Origin of the sequence: Mycetohabitans endofungorum, from assembly GCF_002927045.1 — a bacterium.
GTDB classification, from domain to species: Bacteria; Pseudomonadota; Gammaproteobacteria; order Burkholderiales; family Burkholderiaceae; genus Mycetohabitans; species Mycetohabitans endofungorum.
The window spans coordinates 58908-76534 of record NZ_PRDW01000006.1 but is presented as its reverse complement, the minus strand read 5'-3'; the positions used below and the strand labels follow the sequence as shown (position 1 = coordinate 76534).

The following is a 17627-nucleotide window of genomic DNA, read 5'->3' as shown; positions in this document are numbered from 1 at the left end:
ACTATTGGACATGCATCGAGGCGGTCGCCGAACGGGGGTTGGTAGCGGGTGCTGGTCTATGCAAGCTGCTCATGCTGCAAGATTCTGCACTCCAGTGTATCAACGTGTGTATGCATAGTTCAATGATCGCATCGGTGCCTTGTGTACCATACACTGAGTGATCGAGTTGCGCGATGGTTTGCACGTCGATCTGCCGTTGCCTGCAGAATGCCCGGTGAGCAGGCCCGAAGTGACGAGACAGTTCGTCCAGTCCCGGGTCGAACTCGCCATAGACCAATAGTGCCTTCACCCCACGGCGCGCCAACGCGTGCATCACCCCGCGCTCGGAGTGAGCCGGCGGGCGCCAACCTACCCGTTCGAGCAGCCGTATTGCCGGCACGCGTAGCTTGGCGGCCGTCAGCCGCACGAGCGCCTTGACAACGGGGCGCAGGTCACGCCGGCGTCGCAATAGGCTTTTCCACTTCTGCGGGTTGCGTGCTGACGCGAGGTAGCCGCGTGCCGAATTGGTCTGCTGAGCAATCGCGTCCGCGAGCGTCAAGCCGGCCGGCCAGATGAACCGGGGCAAGTTGATCACGATCATCCCGGTGACGGCCGCCGAACGCGACGCAGCCTGAAGCGACGCATACGCACCCGAGCAGATACCGAGCGCCACGACATCGCGGTACCCCTGCTCCACGAGCCAGTCCGCGGCCGCAACCACGTCCGTCACGGCTTGGTCGGAGTACGGGACGACGGATTGATCGTCCAGCACGCAGGCGCCACTGTCGCCGACGCCGCTCACGTCCACGCGCAACGAGGCGATGCCGTGGGCTGCGAGTTGCCGCGCGACACGCACCGTGAGTCGTGCATCGGCACTGCGGGGATTGGAGGCGGTCGTGGCAAACAGCAACGCCGGCATGCCCGAGCGGCCCGGCATCGGGGTGGCCGGCCGACACAGCGTTCCGATCAGCGGTGCGACGCCGATCTGCACGGTGCTCTCGGTGGCGTCGGGCAGCACCAGGTGCGCACCCGTCGTACGCAACGAAGCGGCCGGTTCCGGCATGGGTTGCGCCACGGGGGCATCGTGCATTTGCCGCGTGGCGATCCATGCGACGCTCGCTTTGATGGTGGCGAGCGGCAGTCGGGAGCGGATGCTTTCGACCAATGTCGTGGCGGACTCGGGAAACGGCTGCACGGTGGCTTGGACGCCGCGAGCCTGCAACGCCGTTTGCAGCACGGCACTGTCACCACGATCGGTATCGATGAGCAGTACGGAGCGTGGTAGCGAAGCCGCGCCCCCGACGGCGGCGCACAGGTCAATTGCTTGCAACGCGGCGACGAAGTCAGCAGGATAGCGATGCCCGAGCACGCTCAGGCATGGCTCTTTGGCATGGGCCTGCTGCACCGCGGGCGGCGTCGTATCCAGCCATTGACGCTCGACCATGGCCATTTCGCGCATATAAGTGCGCCCTCGTACGACGGGCGACAGTGCGACGAGTGCATCGACCTGCAGGGCGGCAGGTGTATCCATCGTGCAGGCCAATAGCGCCATGGCGGCACCGGTGCGCAGGCCGACCAGCGTGACATCGGTCAGCTGCGCATGGGCGCGCAGTGCGTGCACAGCCCGGCCGATACTGGCAATGCTTTTGTCAAACCGGCCGCTGTCCAGGTCGTCGCCCGCCGAGTCGCCGCAGCAGGGGTAGTCGAACCGCAGCGCCCAGATGCCCTCGCGCGCCAACCGCTGCGCTAGCGCACGCATTAGCTTGTGGGTCCACAGGCCTTCGTGGCCGACGGCGGTGCACAGCACGACGCCTCGTGACGAGCGTCCTTCGTGCAGCCATCCGACGCAATTATCGAATGTAATCGGTATCACGATGGTTTCCTCAAGCGAATGACTTTGTTGGAATTGACTGCGCGTATCTCGATCGTCCTCGGGCCGTCGTGCGTGTCCAAACGCAGGGTTCCCAAGTGAAATGACGTAAGAGGGGAGTGCAAGGGTGTCGATTCCGGCAGCAGCGGGACAGACACGTTCGCGCCGGGCGCCAGATGGAACCAGTCGTCCTTCGGCAGCAGGCCTGACGCAGTGATCTGCACGTAGCGCGCGCTCGCGCGCGTGCCGACATTGACCCACCATTGGCCGTCACGCTGTTCCAGCGAGGCGTTCAAACCGATATCGCCGCGTTCGAAGACGGCCGGCGCGGTACGTTCGGGGAAATAGAACGATTGCGCGAGCAGCCGCTCCTCGTGGTCGTACAGCGATGCGATGACCGTGTCGTGTTCGCGCGGACCAAACCGATACGCGTAGGTAAAGTCGAAGAAGCGTCCCAGGCACTGCGCCGCGCTGACCTGGAGTGCACCGTGCGGTTCGATATGAAGATCGCAGCGTGCCCGTGTGACTGGCACGACGGCGTCGCGCAACGCGACCAATTCCAGCCGTCCCCGCAACGGGGCGGGGCCGTCGTTGAACACGTGTACGTCCAGTCCATTCAACCCCTCGTCACACAGGCATACCTGCTGCGGTTGGAGCACGTGCTTGAGGGCATACCAGGCTGACTTGGGACGCCGGAATGCGTCCACGATGCCCCATCCGGCGCCTGGCATCACGTCCTGGAATTGCCAGAGTAGTGCGCCCGTGCAGCTGGACGCAGTGCGGCGCCATTCCACCAGTGTCTCGGATACGACGTCGGCGAGCGCGACTCGCGATAGTTCGAGGTAGCGTGACGGATCCTGTCCTCTAAGCCGCGCCGGGTCTTGCCCATATAGCTCGCGCAAATAATGATCGCGCACGTCGTCGAAATCCCATGGCGCGCCGGGATCGCGCGGCACGGCCATTTTCCACGCGATTTCGTGCATCGACGGCGAGCCGATTGCGGCGAGCGTTGCATCGGCGGGAACGTGTGCAAACGCCAGGCATTCGCTGGCGAAGCGGACCGCCGCGCGGCGTGCATCGTCCAAGGGCCGTAGATAGGCGCCGACCCCATAGTAATGCGAGATACCCGTGCGAGGATAAAATGGCAGTACCTGCCCGGACGGCGTGTCCGATACGTACGGTACGTCGCGCCGATGTGTCGCGGCAAGCTCGGCGAGCAAGCTGGCAGTCAACGGCATATCGCGCTGCTCGTCACTCAGGCCGACCATTGACGCTTGCTGCGCGATTTCGCTGCCTCCGCATAGCACGGCCAACGAAGGGTTGCCTGCCGTACGCGCGAGAAACTGGCTGGCTTCCAGCTTTACCGATGTGACGAAATCAGGAGCGGTGCACGGATAGTCGAAATTGGCGAACATGAAGTCTTGCCAGACCAGCAGGCCCAGCTCGTCGCACGACGCATAGAATGCGTCGTCTTCGTATGTCATGGTGCCACCGACGCGGATCATGTTGAAGCCGGCGTCCCGGGCCAGCGTTAACCACGTGCGATAGTCGTGCGCCGACACACGCAACCCCAGCGGATCGGCAGTGCTCCAGCACGCGCCCCGCACGAAGATCGGCAGCGCGTTGACGGACAACGCGAAGCCCTGGCCGTCGTGGCCGCGCGTGACCTCGATGGTGCGGAATCCGACGTATCCCAGTGCCACAGTCGTGTCGCCCAGGTGCAGCGAGACAGCGTAGCGCGCCGGCTCGCCATGCGTGTGCGGCCACCATCGCCTGGCGTTTGGCACGGTGAGCCGCGCGCGCAGCGTGAAACGGTCGTGGCGCTGTAGGCGTACGTGATGGCCCTCGCAGTCCAGGACCGCGTCCAAATGGCCGGAAACCGGTGCGGCAAATGTGATGGTCGCGTCCACGATACCATCGCGGCCTTCGATCGAGGCGCTCAGCTTGTGGTGCACGATCTGCGCGGCCGTATCGGCGTCAGCGTCGATGATGGCCACGGCGCCCCACGGGCCGATTGGCTCGATGCGCGGAAACCAGCCTGGCATATGGCCGAACAGTGAGATTCGTACCGCCCGCAGCGCCGGCGCATCGACCAGACGCGTGCGCCAGCGGGCGCGGCGGGGCGCGGGCATGGTATCGAGGTGGCGGGCCAGTGACCGAAAGCATAGATACAACGCGCTGTCCTCAGGCAGCGGGTCGATGCGCACCTGTTGCGAGACGAACATGTTCGTCGACTGCAGCAGCAAAGTGTCGTTCAGCCAGACCTGCGCGATGCCCGCCAACCCGTCAAACCGGATCAGGCGGGCGCCGCCGCGTCGCAGCGGTAGCCGGTACCAGTGGTCGTATTCACCCAGCCGGCTTGCACCCAGCGAGGTGAGCCGGTTCGCGGCCGCGAGTGCCTGGCCGACGGTTCCAGGCACGGGCGCGTCGATCCACTCCGATGCACCCGCGTGCGGCAGATCGCTTGGCCGGGTAGCGGCGTCGGCCGGGGTTGTGCACAAGCGCCACATGGGCGAAGCCGCGCGCCCATGAACAGGCCCGGGGCCAGTGGTGCTGCGCCCGGCCGGGGCAGGCTGCGGATTCATTGCAACGAGGACCTGGCGTCGGGGCGGGCCGTGTTCGAGTCGCGGCACAGCCGTGGCGGTGCGTCGTTGTTGCCCAACCGCACACCCAGTTCGTCAATCAACGACCCGTACGCGTGCTCGATGATTTCCAGCGTACTTTCGCAACGGTCCTCGTTGCGTCGTGCGCAAGCCCTGGCGAGCCGGAATTCGAGCACCATCGCCTCGGAGGCGATCGTGTTGCAGGCGGCCACGCAAGCGGTAAAGGCCCCGTTGCCATCGGTACCGTTCGCATCGGGCGCGTCCAGCCATCGCAGGCAGCGGCCCAGTAGCTCGAAGTTCGCACCGAGTTGACGCAACGTGTTGAACGAATACGAATGGAAGTACGAGATCGGGCGCGATGCGATGACTGCAGCGTCTTTGGCAAGCGCAGCCCGGAACGCGGCGATCGGGCTACTGGCGGGACGGCGTTTGAAGTGCCGCGCCAGCAGCGAGAGCGCGGTTTCGTGCAGCGCCGGGCCGCGCAACGGCTCGAAGCGCCGCTTCGCGCATTCGACGTAGGGCGCCAGCGACGTACTGGAGCCGATGTCGAACAGCCCACGATAGTCGTCACCTACGGCCCGATAGTATCCGGCGTTATGGAAATAGCCGATTTCGCCGGCTTGCAAGTCGATCGCGTCGATGCCGATGGTCGTCTTCGTGTGCTCGCGTTGATAACTGATGCCACGGGTGTCGGGCAGATGCCACGCGTCCACCTCGACCAGCATCACGTTGCCGCGCCGGACCTGCTGCTCGATATGGTACGGCAGTGACTCGAAGATGGCGTGCTCTTGCACGACAATCCCGTACAGCCGCTCTAAGTCTTCCAATGGCACCTTGAAAAAGGTGAACTGGTCTCCCTCAAAGTCTTGCGTGACTGTGAAGGGCAGCATGGCATGGGGATCGAAACCCCATTGTGCCAGCAGCTCGATCCACAGGTCGACGTAGCAATTGGTCTGCTTCCAGACCATGGTTGAGTCATGTAGCGCATGCGGACGATAGCCAGCCGGGTCGCGCGGCAACTTCATCGGCGGCGCCGGCCGTGCAAGTGCGTGCGGCGTGGCCATGGGCGAGACGACGTCATTCATTAGCTCCCCCACAGCGCGTTGCGTACCGATTCTGGCCACGCCTGCACATCGAACCCATGATGCTTGAACAGTCCGAGCGCCAGGCGTTCCATGCCGAAACCTACGCAACCGGTATGCGCGACGTCGGCATCGCTCGTCTTAATGCCCCACAGCAGGCCGAAGTGGTCCATGTGGTAGTTGAAACTCAGGCAGGCAGTGAGTCGGGTGTCGCTCTCGATCGGCACCAGCATTTCGAATTTCAAGTTTTGCTCACGCTGGCTCGACGCGGCAATGCGGCCGCCGCGGCCAAAGAATGGGTCATTGGCCAAGTCCACTTCGTGCGGCAGCGCCAGTATCGCCATCATCCGCTTGCCACGCTCGATCCACTCAGTGCGAAATGCCAGGATCTGATCTTGCGTACCCAGGCGCACATACTCGCGCATGCGAAACAGCTGCATCCGGGTTGCGTCCAGCGACGGCTCGTGGCGAAAGCAATACGAGAACAGATCCAGCGTCCTGCCCTGCGGTGGCAGCGCGCCGCGCCGCGCGATGACCGGATAGGCGGGATAGCATGCCGCCGGCGTCATGACCACGTAGGTCGGCTTTTGGAACTCGGTCCAGTCCTCGCTCCGGTCCAGGCATTGCAGCACACGTTGATGCTCGTGCTCCGAGCCGCAGAAGCTATGGACCGTCCCGGCGAGCTGTGGAAATCCCTTCAGGTATTCGCTGTGCTCAAAATCGGTCCGGTTCATTGCGGGCGGAAAGCGCAGTACCTCGGCGTGCTGATCGGCACCCAGGCGCGTGACCAATGCATCGATGGCCCCGATCACGTTCTCGAACACTTCGCTCCTGCCGTACAGGCCTTGCACGCCCATCGGGATTAACAGGCCCGCGTCCACGAGCGCATCGCGTAATGCGTTCACGCCGTGCCGATCATCGATGTCGGCCGCGTGCGCCGGTGGGTTTTGCAACGTGATATCACCCATTATTCTTTCTCCAGCGAAGCGGGCCGTTGCGCCAGCAATAGGCTGGCCGTATTGGCATCGATACGGTCATTGTTGATCATAAGGGGTGCAGAGTAGAGATCGCGAATGTGCCGGCTCAGCGTGAACGGTGTGCCGTTCTTGTACGCCGCCATGCCGCAAATCATTACCGCATGCATCACGACCTGTAGCGCGGTGATGGACACGTAAGTCTTGAGCGTGTTGATCTGAGCCGCGTCTGCCATTGTCTCGGACCACGAGCGCGTGGCCGATGCGCTGGCGCGCGCGTGGACGCGCAGCGCGCTGTCGATGCGTCCCTGCATGGCTTGCAGCAGGCCGAGCGCTTCGGCGATTCGGCTACCGGCGGGCGATGCGCCGGTTGGCTTGTCTTGTGCCTGTGTGCGGAAGTAGCGATGCGCGCGGGAAAATGCGTCGCTGGCGATGCCGGTCCACAGTGACGACCACAGGATGTGGGAGGCCGGCACCATCGTGCGCTCGGCGATCTCGCCGAACGGTACGGGGAAGACCTGTTCCTGGCGGCCGCGCGACTCTAGCACGAAGCCTTCGCTGCACGTGCCCCGCATGCCGAACGTATCCCATCCGCTGCGGCGAGTCAGGGTCGTGTCGTCTTTCAGAATCGTCACGAGCACTTGCTCCACGGCCGGCGCGTCCGGCGAGCGCCGAGCGGTCGCCAGTATGGCGTCGGCATAGGCACCGTAGGAGATCGTCGGCGCGAGCTTGTGCAATGTGAACGCACCGTCGCCGTCGGGTTCGATCGCGCAGCGGCTGTTGCGCAGATTGCCGCCCACGCTATCTTCGGACGTCGCGGACGCCAGCAGCCACTCATGCTCGGCAACCTGTCGGAGAAACCCGCGATGCCACGGCACCGACATCGCGTGTTCCAGTACGCAAATCACTTCGATCTGATGCATCGCATAGATCATCGCGGCGGACGAGCACGCATGGCCGAGAATGCGGCACGCTGAAGCGACAGCTTCCAGCGACGCGCCCATGCCGCCCAACTCGACGGGCGCCATCGCGCCGAGCAGCCTATGCTCGCGCATGGCGTCGATGGCTTCGCTTGGGAACCTGGCTTCGCGGTCCACGGCATCGGCGAAACGCGCCGCGACTTGCGCCACCGCGATCGCGGCTTGGTCCAACGCGTGCTCGCCGGCGCCCGAAGGGCGCGCGTCAGGTTCGGGCAATGCAATGGCGTGCACCGGCTCACCACTGTTGGCGGATTGGATTGCACTCATGCTGATTGCACGTCGCGCTGCAATTGCGAGACGGCCTCAGCCAGTGAATCGATGCTCTGGAACAGATGGCGATTCAGCATGCGGTCGGGAATTTCGACGTTGAAGTGTTTTTCGATCGCAAGCATCAATTGAATCGTGTTCAGCGACGACAAACCTGCTTCGTAGAGGTCGTCACTGTCGGAAAGGCGGTCAACGGATAGTTCCAGGTGAGCGACTTCCTGGATGATCTGTCTTAATTCGTTTTTCATCGGATGCTCCGGTATAAATCATTTTCCGGCTCGGGTAGTTCAAATCCCGGCGGCGGCACTCCCCGTGCGCGAAGCTAGTAGACCAGTCCGTACTCGCGAGATCTGTGCGGCACCCGACAAAACGCCAGCGCCCCTAACAGCGCGAAGAAAGTGCGTGCAAAACGCAGCATTCGCCAAAGAAGCACCGTGCAACGCGATTTGGAGGCGCTGCATCTCCAATCGCGCAGTGCTTAGATGTCTTAACCGTGACGCCCGCCGCCTGGCATGGCTTGTCGCGCAGACGGCGGGAAGCGAGCGGGATGGATTACCCGGCCTGCCCGCCTGAGGGGTCAGCGGCGCGATGCTGGAGCGGTTCGCGCGACAGCCGGCTGCGCAATGCGTCGCGCAACGGTGCGACGATCTGCTCTTGGAACACGACTGCTGTCACCACGGCGCCGGCCAGATAGGCCGGGTAAAGCGCCATCGACGGCACGATGTCGCGCGACGCGTTTATACATGCCGTGAACTGCTGCACGCATTGCAGCGGGTCCATGCCGATCGCCAGCAACTTTCCCAGCTTGGTGAAGATGAGAAACAATGGCAAATGGATGGCGAACAGAGACAGCGCTGCGTTGCCGAGCCGGGTGGTGAGCCGCGCGACCGCGGCGGGCATTGTGACGTGAGCACACACCAGGATCAGTGCGGCCTGGGACGGCAGCAGCGCACCGTTATGGACCCAGCCAAATCCGCCATGCTCGAGCGCCTTGACGCCGCCGATGAAGGACAGCGCGACGAAAGCGAGCGTTGCGGCACGGCGGGCGGGTGTCGAGCAGAGCCAGTCGACACTGCGCTCGCGGTACAGGCCGTAGAGCAGGATACCGGCGGCAAACTCGGGCAGACGTATCAGTGGATTGGTATAGAGGAGGCCGACCGAGGCCGGTGCATACCAGTGCTGCACCGCGAATACCACGGGCGTCAGATAGCCGAGCCACAACGCGACCCAGGCGAGTCCTGGCCGGCGCAGGGAAAGCAACCGGGGCGCAAGCCAGGGAAAGCACGCGTAGAAGAACAGCAGCGCGGACAGTGACCAGGATGGCGGGTTGATGGCCTCGTATAGCGGTTGCCATGCTTGGAGCATCCATACCGTCGTGACGATGATGGCCAAGGTGGTCATGCCATCCAGGTACTCGAAGCCGCCGGCTTGTCTGTCCAGTGTCATCAACGAAAAGCGGTTGAGCGGGTTGACACCTGCCACTCCCACCGTCAGGAACAGCGCCAGCGATATCCAGGGGATGGGATAGAGATTGGTCAATCGGTTGACGAAGAAGCGCTTGGCGCCGCCGCGCAGCACGCCCGGCTGCTGGCCGTCGTGGCCTATATCGGACCGCCCACGCCCGGTCATGCCGGGCGTGGGCGCCCATGATCGAGCTAGACGGGAATGAAACGGGGAGGACGCTTGGGGAACGACGGAATGAAGGTACGGAACCGATCGGTCCCCGCCGGCGGCGAGCGCCGGACAGACAGCACGGGAGGGACGTTGGCGCACGTGCGGCACGACAGGGCGCAACACGCGTCGACGCAGCACAGCCGTCCGTGGGGGCAGCCGCAGCGGTCGCTGTCGTGCGCTCGCTGCGGTCGGGCCGTCGCTTGCGTCGCGCATGCCGTCGCGCGCGCGGCAACGCGTGCGCCGTGGGTGCGCACCGCCGGCGTCGCGCCGGGCGCGAACGCGTACGCAATGCCATGCAATGACATTAGCACGGCCAGCACGATGGCCAACGGACGAAACAGGTTACGCATGCTTGCAGCTTACGAGCTGGGCGGAACTTGGCCTGTGCGCCAAGCCACAATGCAGCATGCTACGATGCGCGTTGGCCTGGACACAGGGTGTTTCGGACGTGGTGGCTGTTGTATGCGCACGACAGCGATGGTGCGCTCCGTCTGGACGTCGGAATCCAATCTATTGCTTGCGTTGGCGGTGTCGCTGGCGTGGCAGGGTTACCACGAGTTCTTTGGATTGAACGCGGCATCGCCGTCGCAATATGTCGCGATGGCGATGAGTCCGTGCCGGCCGGCTGTTACGCTTGAACGGGCGACGGCTCCCGTCGGTGCTGCGTATCGTGCGACTGCCGCACGTCGACGTCGCCGAGCAGGTGTGGCGGCGTTGCCGCACACGGGATTTTGTGAACGAATTGGTAGCGCAGTGCGTGGTAGCTGGCACCCGGATCATCGAAGGCTGCCTTCATCCGCTGCAATTCTTCGTCCCGATAGGCCTGCAGCGGCTTGCGCCGTTCGTCCATGCTTCGCACGCGCGCCTTGATGTTCAGGTACGTCGAAAATCGTTCATCTTGCGCGATCGTCTGGCAATGGCGCGACAGTAAAGCGTGATATTCGGTCCAATCCTCTGGCAGCACGTGGTCGACGAGGTTCATGCCCAGCGCTTCGTCCGCTACCACCGGCAAGCATGCGTCGACTAGGGCCTTCGCTCGTGCGGCGCCGGTGCGACGCGGCAATAGGTAAGTCCAGTACTCGGAGCCGTACAAGCCCATTGTCTGGTAGTGTGGATTGAGCACGACGCCGCGGCGGGCCAGCACGAAGTCGCATGCCAGTGGCATGATGGCGCCGCCGGCGCCGGCGTTATTGCGCAGTGCGGCGATTGTGATCTTGCGTTCGGTCAGCAGGATGGTGCGCACCAAGTCGTTTATCGCATTGATGTTGCGCCACGACTCGCCGGCCGGATCCGGCGATGCCTCGATGCAGTGCAAATGAATGCCGTTGCTCCAAAAATCGTTGCCGCCCATTAATACGATCACGCGCACGTCGTGGCGCCGACTCAGCGCGTCAAGCGCATGAGTCAGGCGCGTGCATTGGCCGGTGCTCATCGCGCCGTTGTGGAAGTCGAATTCGACGTATGCTACCCGATGTTCGACGTGGATGCGGATATCCTCGACAGCAGGCGAGTCCATCTCGGGTAACTGCTCGAGCCAGGCTGCGTCGCCGAACGCGGCGCGCAGCGCCAACATCGCCGGAAGCTTGATGCCGGCGCCTGGACCGCGGCTCCCCGCCTTCATCTGCTTGATCCATACGGCACCGTCCCGCGTGGCGCGGCACACCGCGCCGTGCTGCTGACCCAGCCATGCCCCCGGCGTGGCCTCATGTGCGATGCCCGTATCTGCTACCGCACCGAACAGATACACCGGCTGGCCATGGATCTCGTCACGCACGCCGGGGAAGCCGTCGGCCGCATGGATGCGGTTGACGATCGTATCGGTGTCGTCTGTGCTCCAATCGATGCGGCGTGTATCCTGTCGCATCAGCACGTGGGGACGGCCCTTGACCGACGGGCGAGAATAGTCTTGCGGACGCGGCCGGAACCGCGGATCCGCGAAATCGACCAATGCCTGCCGGATGAGCTTCACCGCGCCGGGTATGACATCACGTCGATAGATGCTGCCTTTGCCGGCCGTGCGCATCGCAAACCGGTGCGTCCCCCATACATCGCCGCCGTCCATTTCGGCGTTGGCTTGCAGCAGGGTAACGCCCCACTCGGATTGCCGGTGGGTAATCGCCCAATCCAACGCGGACGGCCCCCGATCACCCTCGATTCCCGGGTGCACGATCAAGCACGGCCAGGCGCGCCATACCGTGTCGGGAATGCGATGTTTCAGGAATGGACAGATGATCAAATCCGGATCGACCTGTTCAGCGCGAGCCAGCATCGTGTCCGGGTCCGGCGACAATTCAATGCAGACGCGATGCTCCAGTGCAACGAGTTCGCGATGAACACGCTGGACCATGCCGTTATAGGCCGAGGCAAACAGCAGAATATCCAAGCGCCCCCCAGATGGTGTTTGCGATATTGAGCGATCAGAAAACGCGAATACAGCGGGAAGCGTAGCAATCCTGCCTCGCGCGACGACAGGGATGCCGAAGAAAGCGACGGGAAGGCGAAGTGATGGGCGTTGAAACGGTGCTGTGTGGCGCCTGAGCAAACAGAAAATCCGCTTTCGGAAACATCGACCGGTAATGCCCGGATGCCCGGAAAAATGTACAGGGCTCAGCCCGGCCGGACTGCCGAGACATCGGTGGAACCGAGCTGCGAAGCAGGCATATCATGCCGGCTACCGTGATGTCGCGGAAAATTAATCCATATTGTCCGATGAATTAGCAATCCAAAACACACAGACCCAATTTGTACTATACCAATAAAACCGGTGTGGGTGACTTGATTGGTTCACATATTTCGCCCAAATCGTTATATAAGCAACGATTGTTTCCTTATTGATCTTTACTTGGCGCTTCGCGCGTGATACGTTTCGCGCCTCATACTTTCAATTGCATTACATGCAGTTCAGCCAGCAAATGAGTTGACGCGCACGTCGGTGCCGAGGCAGCGCTATTGCTCCGCGTCTAACATTTAATCGAAGGCCATCGGTTTTTTTAAAGATTATCCGGGTCTTCGGAGGGCTGTTTTCGACCACTTAAAATGGTGACCATCATGAAAATGAAATTAAATAAATGTCTTTGCCGGTTGATTAAGCCGGGTCGAGTATCCTCCAGCGCAATGGTGATCGCTGTTGCGCTGTCCCTGAATGCGTGTGGCGGAGGGGGAGGCGAATCCGGTGTCGGCGACGCGATGGTTGCCGGTCAGCCTGATACGCGGACCGCGACCGCCCTTCATGCTTCGGTGTTGTCCGAAAACCCGGCTTCGGTGTCGTCCGAAAAGCCGGCTTCGGTGCCGTTCGGGGAAGCTGTCACGAGTTATTTTCAAATGCAGGTCAGTGACGAAACACTGGATTTAGCGGCTACCGTCGGCATGGTGCCTATTGAGGGCGCATCCGACGACGACCAGATCGTCTACGTGGCCTACACCCAGCGCGATGCGGAACTCTCGTCCCGCCCAATCACATTCTTGTTCGGTGACAGCGTTCGACATGATCCGCTGCGTTCTACCGGCTATCTGTTGCTGGCAACGGTCGGTCCTATCGTCGGGGACCTTTCGGGCCGAGAATGCTGGGATCGATATGACAACGTCTCTACGTTGCTCGACGTGTCCGATTTGATTTTCGTCCATCCTACCGGATCGGGCTTTGGCGATTTTTGGGGCAGCCCTCATGCGGGGAGGGCGGCAATGCGTTTCATCGATAACTATCTGGATACGCATCAGAGGCGTGGATCGCCGGTGTACCTTGTCACCCACGGTGCACGTGTGGCCGGTCATGCGATGGATTTATTGAAAACGAGGCCTCACGGGTTCGCCGGCATGGCGATTCTCTCGCCGGTCTTGGGGCCGGACGGGCGTGCTGAACATCGGGAGCCGCCTGCCAGGATATCGTGGGAGCTGGGCGTGAAATGGCTCCTACACCTGGATGCCGATCTTGGTCTTGACGTCACGCGCCATTTGCCTGCCGAGTTCGATCGCCTGTGGCAACCGCCGTACGACGTCGCTGGCGATATCCGGCGTTGCACCAATGATTCGTTCTGCGTCCCGGGCAGTGAGGCACCGTCATGGTCGGCAAGTGCGCTGGTCGATGCGTTGTCGGTAGCCGACACGCCTCGGCTGTTTATCGCATATGGTTCGGACGTCCAGGAGCAGGCTTTTTCGTCTGAACTGATTCGCCTGAATGCGCATCCCGCGCTCGTCAATCGAATCCAGGTGGAAAGCTATCGCGGCTTTCCAGAGGGTGATTCACGGCGAGACTTGTTTTACCTGGACGAAGTATCGCGGTTACTACTCCGAGGAGGCCTCCAGTGGCTTTATACGTCGCGCGACGATGCATCCGTTGGCGGTTTGTTACATAAGGAGAAGCCAAGTCTAACGACCGCACGATCCGATGCATTGTTGCAAGAACGCGATAGCGGCCTGGAGCTGGACATGATGGGTGACACGACGCGCGACTCACTGGTGGACAGCGTGCCCGTGCAGCAGGAGGACACCTGGATATTGACGCCGCGCCAGTGGGACCGCAGTTGGCTTGACCAGCCAAGCAATCCGTTCCTGGAAGGTCTGTCAGAGGACGAGTGCCTCGAACGAGCGTGCCAGGTAACCTTTGCACTGTTGCAAGAAGCCGAAAATTGTCTGCGGACGGGCCCGACATGCCAGCCGAGAAGACGTCAGTCGATCGACAGTGTTTTCGCGCGGGACGACGGCGCGTTCCATCTGCCGCGGACCAGCGTATCGGAGACGACGGTGTCCGGTCACGTCGATGTGCGCAGACGGGGCTCAAGGCTGACGCCGATCCGAGTCGAGCCAGAATTGACAGAGCCGCGTTGGCCTAACCTACCGACGCCGCCGGCTTCGCCCGAGAAATAACCGCTCAACGGTGCGCGTGGGCAGCGTGCGTGAGAATACGCACGCTGCCCTGCCGCGACAGCGTGCCGAACCGGGGCGTGGTTTCGATCAGCCGGTGGACCGCTTGTATGCGCACCGGGGGAGGCGTGCGCCCCTGCTACCGCGCCGCGAATTGCGACGGTCCCGATCGAATAATTCCACGCGCTGTTGCGGTGCGTATTGGACAATCGATACGATTATGAGTTGTTGGATGACATGGCCATGTCGGGGGATTCCGTCTGCCGCGCGGAACAGGCGTTTGAAGGCCTCCGGCCGTTCGGCGGCCGTGGCAGCCAGTACCAGAGCGCCACGACGGGGTCGGTGCGCAAGCTGGGCTCGAACTGGATATCCTGCGTTTCGTCGAGCAACTGTTGCAGCGACGCGAGGTCCACGACCGTTTCGGCCCGTCGGCAGCTGCGCCATGCCAGTCGTCATTTGCGCAGGATTTCATAGGAGCGTTGGTTCAGCGCAGAAAGCTGTGCGATATCGTCGGACGACAGCTACGACGCGATTTGCTGGATCACCTCCGGCGGCAGATCGTCATAAGTGGTCCGGCTTGCTGGCGCGGGCAATGCAGCGTTACAAACGACGTGGCCGGCGCGCGCGGGCCGCGGGGGGCGCGGCAGCGGCCTGCACGGAGTATCGGCCGTCGGTGGCATAAACGGCGAACTTGACGGCATTAAAAGCGTCGTTGAAGTCGAGATCCATCGTCGGGTCAGTTAGTCGTGATCCACGTTGATGAAAGCTATTCGTAAGAATGTACGCCAACGAGGCGCGGAGATCAGTCATATTTTTTCTTGATGTGCGCCAATTCTGCATGTTTTGGTTAATTGGTTAAAATTTCGACACTATTGCGCGTGCCCGTACCGCGGCCTGTGTGCCTACGACCGCGTGTCCTCGCGCACGAACACGCGCAGGCGCTCATGCGTATCGCCTTGGCGGGCGCCTTGCCACACGCGCTTCCAGCCGTCGTAGCCTGCGTCCGGCATCGACGTATCATCCTGCACGATCAGCCAGCGGCAGGCGCTCGATGCGGCCATGTCGGGCGGCACAGGCTGATGCACGATGCCGGTCACGTATTCGAGCATCGGCGCTTCCGATTCGCCGAGGCCAACGCTGGTCATGCAGTCGCTGCTGCGCCAGTCGGCATGGAGCGACGCGGCCAGTTGCTCGAACACCGGCGTATAGCTCTTTGCGCGGTCCAGCCACGGCAGCAGCAACGTGAAGACAAGCCCCCAGGCGAGCGTCACGCCGGCGCACCAGACAAATGGCGCTTGGGCGGGTCCGAGCCGTCGTGCATATTGGCATGCGGCGAACCAGGCGATGCACAACGCAATGGCCAGCGCCACCGCTGGCGGCTGGAACGGAACCACGTAGTCCAGCGGCAGCCACTTTTGTAACCATCGGGCGGCGCCGTGCGCCGCGATCGGCCGCGTCATCACCGCCCAAACGAACCAGGCCAACGCGCCGAACGCGGTAAACAGCACGAGGCTCAACACGCTCCATCCGCGTCGCAGCGCGGCGGGCAATTGGGCCACGCCATCCGCGCCGAGCACGGCGAGTGGGGCCACGAACGGCAACAAGTACAGCACCCGTGCGGTCGCCGACAGGCTTAGCAGTCCGATGCCGAACACGCAGAAAATCAGCGCAATGCCGGTCGCCGGCTCGGTGATCTTGCGCCAGCCGCCGCGTGCAAGCGCGTACAGGGCCAGCGGACCACTCGGAAACGCGCCGATCAGCAGCGCGCGCAGTACCACCGCATGATCGTTGTCGGAGCCCAGCCGATCCACCGAAAAACCGAGAAAGCGGCCCACGTTGTTGTCCCAGAACCAGTCGACGAACAGATCAGGCGAGCGATGGGCGAGCAGTGCCGGCCAGACGAGAAAAAACGGCATGCTTAGCCCCACCGCGACCACCACCGCCGCGACGTAGCGGCGCGAGCGGCACGCGGGCGTGAGCGCCGGTAATGCGGCCGCGGTCAGCGCCAGCACGCCGGGGATGAACAATCCCTTGGTCATCTGCGCGATGCCGGTGCCGATGCCGAACCATGCCACGTCGGCGAACGTTGCGCTGTGACCGGCCTGCATGCGCAGTGCGATCCGATATAAGCCGTACAGTGCGCAGACGGTCCCGGTTACCAGTGCGACGTCCGTGAACAGGTCGTGTACGTGCTTGACCATGATCAGGGTGCCGCTGAACAGCGACAGTGTGACGAGCGTCGCTTGCCATGGATCGCGGCACTCACGCGCTGCCGCGACGCCGGTATGACTCTTGTCGCGCGCGCGCAGGCGGCTCCACGCCGCTAACACCAGCAGTGTGACGGCGCCGCACAGCACCGTCGTGAGCCGGGCGCCGTCATGCAGCGGCAGCCATCGCGACAGGCTCCCGGCTACCAGCGCTGCGACCCAGTAGTACAGCGGTGGCTTCTCCATGAACGGCTGCCCAGCGTTGATGGGGACGATCCAGTCCTTGCCGTGCAGGAACGATTGAATCATGCCGAACGAATAGGTCTCGTCTTGCTTCCACGGCGCGTGGCCGAGTATGCCGGGCAGCAGGTATAGCAGGGCGGCGAGTACGATAAGTGTGGTGCGGCGCAGCGCGAGGGGTGGCGCGGCCCATGAGCCGGTGGCTGACAGCGCATCCGGCGTCGGCGCAACTGGATGCGTGCCGGGAGCCGCCTGCTGCGGCGTGCGAATTTGCTTGGATTCCATACTGCTTGGACTTCATACAGCGTTGTGAGATGGTACTGCTGCCCATTTCGACGGCCAGGTTGGCCGGCGGGAGCGACGAGCATACAGGAAGCCGCCCTGTCCGTTTGTCGAATTGCGGACCGCACGCCTGTTCGTCGCGGCTTCGGCGTTCGGCGCCGGGCATCGCCGGTCCTCGTGCTGCGGCACGGGGCAAGCTCGACTATAGTGTCGGACATGAGGATCACAATCATTCAACTGGTCCAGGCACTGGCGGTGTTGCTGTTGTATTTTGCCCCGTCGATCGTGGCTGACCGGCGCAAGCGGCCGGATACGTTGATGCTGGCTCTGTTCAATGTCTGCCTGGGGTGGACGGTTCTCGGATGGCTGCTTGCGCTGCAATGGGCGCTTGGGCCAGTCGCTCATACGGTCGATGTCGGCAAGTTGACGGTGCGGCGGCGAACGTCGACCATGCGCATGTTGTCGATCAGCTTGACGCAGCGCGCTCGGCGCACGGATGCGCGCGACGCGCAACGGGAAGCGGACGTCAAGGCGGCGCGGGCGCGGGCGCGCCGCGGTGAATTTTAAACCGTAAATACGGCCGCATCCCCCGGCGCGTTGCCGCTCGAG

13 protein-coding genes are annotated in these 17627 nt (G+C 62.9%); 2 read left to right on the top strand and 11 right to left on the bottom strand.

The window, feature by feature from the left end; genetic code table 11:
• Position 1 precedes the first annotated feature (1 nt).
• From B0O95_RS07665 to B0O95_RS07625, 8 genes are all read right to left on the bottom strand, one after another.
• Positions 2–1852 carry an alpha/beta hydrolase family protein gene (locus B0O95_RS07665; RefSeq protein WP_104077362.1) on the bottom strand — a complete coding sequence of 617 codons (1851 nt, stop codon included), beginning with the start codon at positions 1850–1852 and terminating at the stop codon, positions 2–4.
• Positions 1849–4359 (bottom strand): glycosyl hydrolase 2 galactose-binding domain-containing protein, encoded by a 2511-nt coding sequence (locus B0O95_RS07660; RefSeq protein ID WP_199180464.1) that lies wholly within the window; start codon positions 4357–4359, stop codon positions 1849–1851. Before B0O95_RS07660 ends, B0O95_RS07665 begins: the two co-directional genes overlap by 4 nt.
• Positions 4360–4430: 71 nt before the next feature.
• Positions 4431–5477: a DUF1839 family protein gene (locus tag B0O95_RS07655; RefSeq protein ID WP_233203242.1), complete on the bottom strand. Its 1047-nt coding sequence runs from the start codon at positions 5475–5477 to the stop codon at positions 4431–4433.
• A gap of 59 nt (positions 5478–5536) precedes the next feature.
• A complete protein-coding gene (locus tag B0O95_RS07650) occupies positions 5537–6502 on the bottom strand; it encodes an amino acid--[acyl-carrier-protein] ligase (protein ID WP_104077360.1) in 966 nt (321 codons plus the stop codon).
• Positions 6502–7755 (bottom strand): acyl-CoA dehydrogenase family protein, encoded by a 1254-nt coding sequence (locus B0O95_RS07645; protein ID WP_104077359.1) that lies wholly within the window; start codon positions 7753–7755, stop codon positions 6502–6504. Before B0O95_RS07645 ends, B0O95_RS07650 begins: the two co-directional genes overlap by 1 nt.
• Positions 7752–8003, bottom strand: coding sequence for an acyl carrier protein (locus B0O95_RS07640; protein WP_076788423.1), 252 nt, complete (start codon positions 8001–8003; stop codon positions 7752–7754). Before B0O95_RS07640 ends, B0O95_RS07645 begins: the two co-directional genes overlap by 4 nt.
• Positions 8004–8307: 304 nt before the next feature.
• Positions 8308–9333 (bottom strand): acyltransferase family protein, encoded by a 1026-nt coding sequence (locus tag B0O95_RS07635; RefSeq protein WP_233203218.1) that lies wholly within the window; start codon positions 9331–9333, stop codon positions 8308–8310.
• A gap of 724 nt (positions 9334–10057) precedes the next feature.
• Entirely contained in the window at positions 10058–11812 is a 1755-nt protein-coding gene (locus tag B0O95_RS07625; RefSeq protein ID WP_233203217.1) for a hydrogenase maturation protein, read from the bottom strand.
• Between the two features lie 653 nt (positions 11813–12465).
• Here B0O95_RS07625 and B0O95_RS07620 point away from each other — a divergent pair.
• Positions 12466–14292 (top strand): acetoin dehydrogenase E1 component beta-subunit, encoded by a 1827-nt coding sequence (locus tag B0O95_RS07620; RefSeq protein WP_104077358.1) that lies wholly within the window; start codon positions 12466–12468, stop codon positions 14290–14292.
• Positions 14293–14507: 215 nt separating this feature from the next.
• On the opposite strand, the gene B0O95_RS15455 is transcribed toward B0O95_RS07620, so the two are convergent.
• From B0O95_RS15455 to B0O95_RS07615, 3 genes are all read right to left on the bottom strand, one after another.
• Entirely contained in the window at positions 14508–14702 is a 195-nt protein-coding gene (locus B0O95_RS15455) for a hypothetical protein (RefSeq protein ID WP_146064018.1), read from the bottom strand.
• Between the two features lie 187 nt (positions 14703–14889).
• Positions 14890–15018 (bottom strand): hypothetical protein, encoded by a 129-nt coding sequence (locus B0O95_RS16930; protein ID WP_255779274.1) that lies wholly within the window; start codon positions 15016–15018, stop codon positions 14890–14892.
• A 173-nt stretch (positions 15019–15191) separates the two neighbouring features.
• Positions 15192–17021 carry an ArnT family glycosyltransferase gene (locus tag B0O95_RS07615; protein WP_104077357.1) on the bottom strand — a complete coding sequence of 610 codons (1830 nt, stop codon included), beginning with the start codon at positions 17019–17021 and terminating at the stop codon, positions 15192–15194.
• Between the two features lie 213 nt (positions 17022–17234).
• Between B0O95_RS07615 and B0O95_RS07610 the strand changes: the two genes are divergently transcribed.
• Positions 17235–17585: a superinfection immunity protein gene (locus tag B0O95_RS07610; RefSeq protein ID WP_199180458.1), complete on the top strand. Its 351-nt coding sequence runs from the start codon at positions 17235–17237 to the stop codon at positions 17583–17585.
• The last annotated feature ends 42 nt before the right edge of the window (positions 17586–17627 follow it).

What these genes read in the sequence shown, in the direction of transcription:
- B0O95_RS07640 (WP_076788423.1), bottom strand. Translation starts at nt 8,003, where the DNA reads ATGAAAAACGAATTAAGACAGATCATCCAGGAAGTCGCTCACCTGGAA.
- B0O95_RS16930 (WP_255779274.1), bottom strand. Translation starts at nt 15,018, where the DNA reads ATGGATCTCGACTTCAACGACGCTTTTAATGCCGTCAAGTTCGCCGTT.
- B0O95_RS07610 (WP_199180458.1), top strand. Translation starts at nt 17,235, where the DNA reads ATGAGGATCACAATCATTCAACTGGTCCAGGCACTGGCGGTGTTGCTG.
- B0O95_RS07615 (WP_104077357.1), bottom strand. Translation starts at nt 17,021, where the DNA reads ATGGAATCCAAGCAAATTCGCACGCCGCAGCAGGCGGCTCCCGGCACG.
- B0O95_RS07655 (WP_233203242.1), bottom strand. Translation starts at nt 5,477, where the DNA reads ATGAAGTTGCCGCGCGACCCGGCTGGCTATCGTCCGCATGCGCTACAT.
- B0O95_RS07645 (WP_104077359.1), bottom strand. Translation starts at nt 7,755, where the DNA reads ATGAGTGCAATCCAATCCGCCAACAGTGGTGAGCCGGTGCACGCCATT.
- B0O95_RS07660 (WP_199180464.1), bottom strand. Translation starts at nt 4,359, where the DNA reads ATGTGGCGCTTGTGCACAACCCCGGCCGACGCCGCTACCCGGCCAAGC.
- B0O95_RS07650 (WP_104077360.1), bottom strand. Translation starts at nt 6,502, where the DNA reads ATGGGTGATATCACGTTGCAAAACCCACCGGCGCACGCGGCCGACATC.
- B0O95_RS07620 (WP_104077358.1), top strand. Translation starts at nt 12,466, where the DNA reads ATGGTGACCATCATGAAAATGAAATTAAATAAATGTCTTTGCCGGTTG.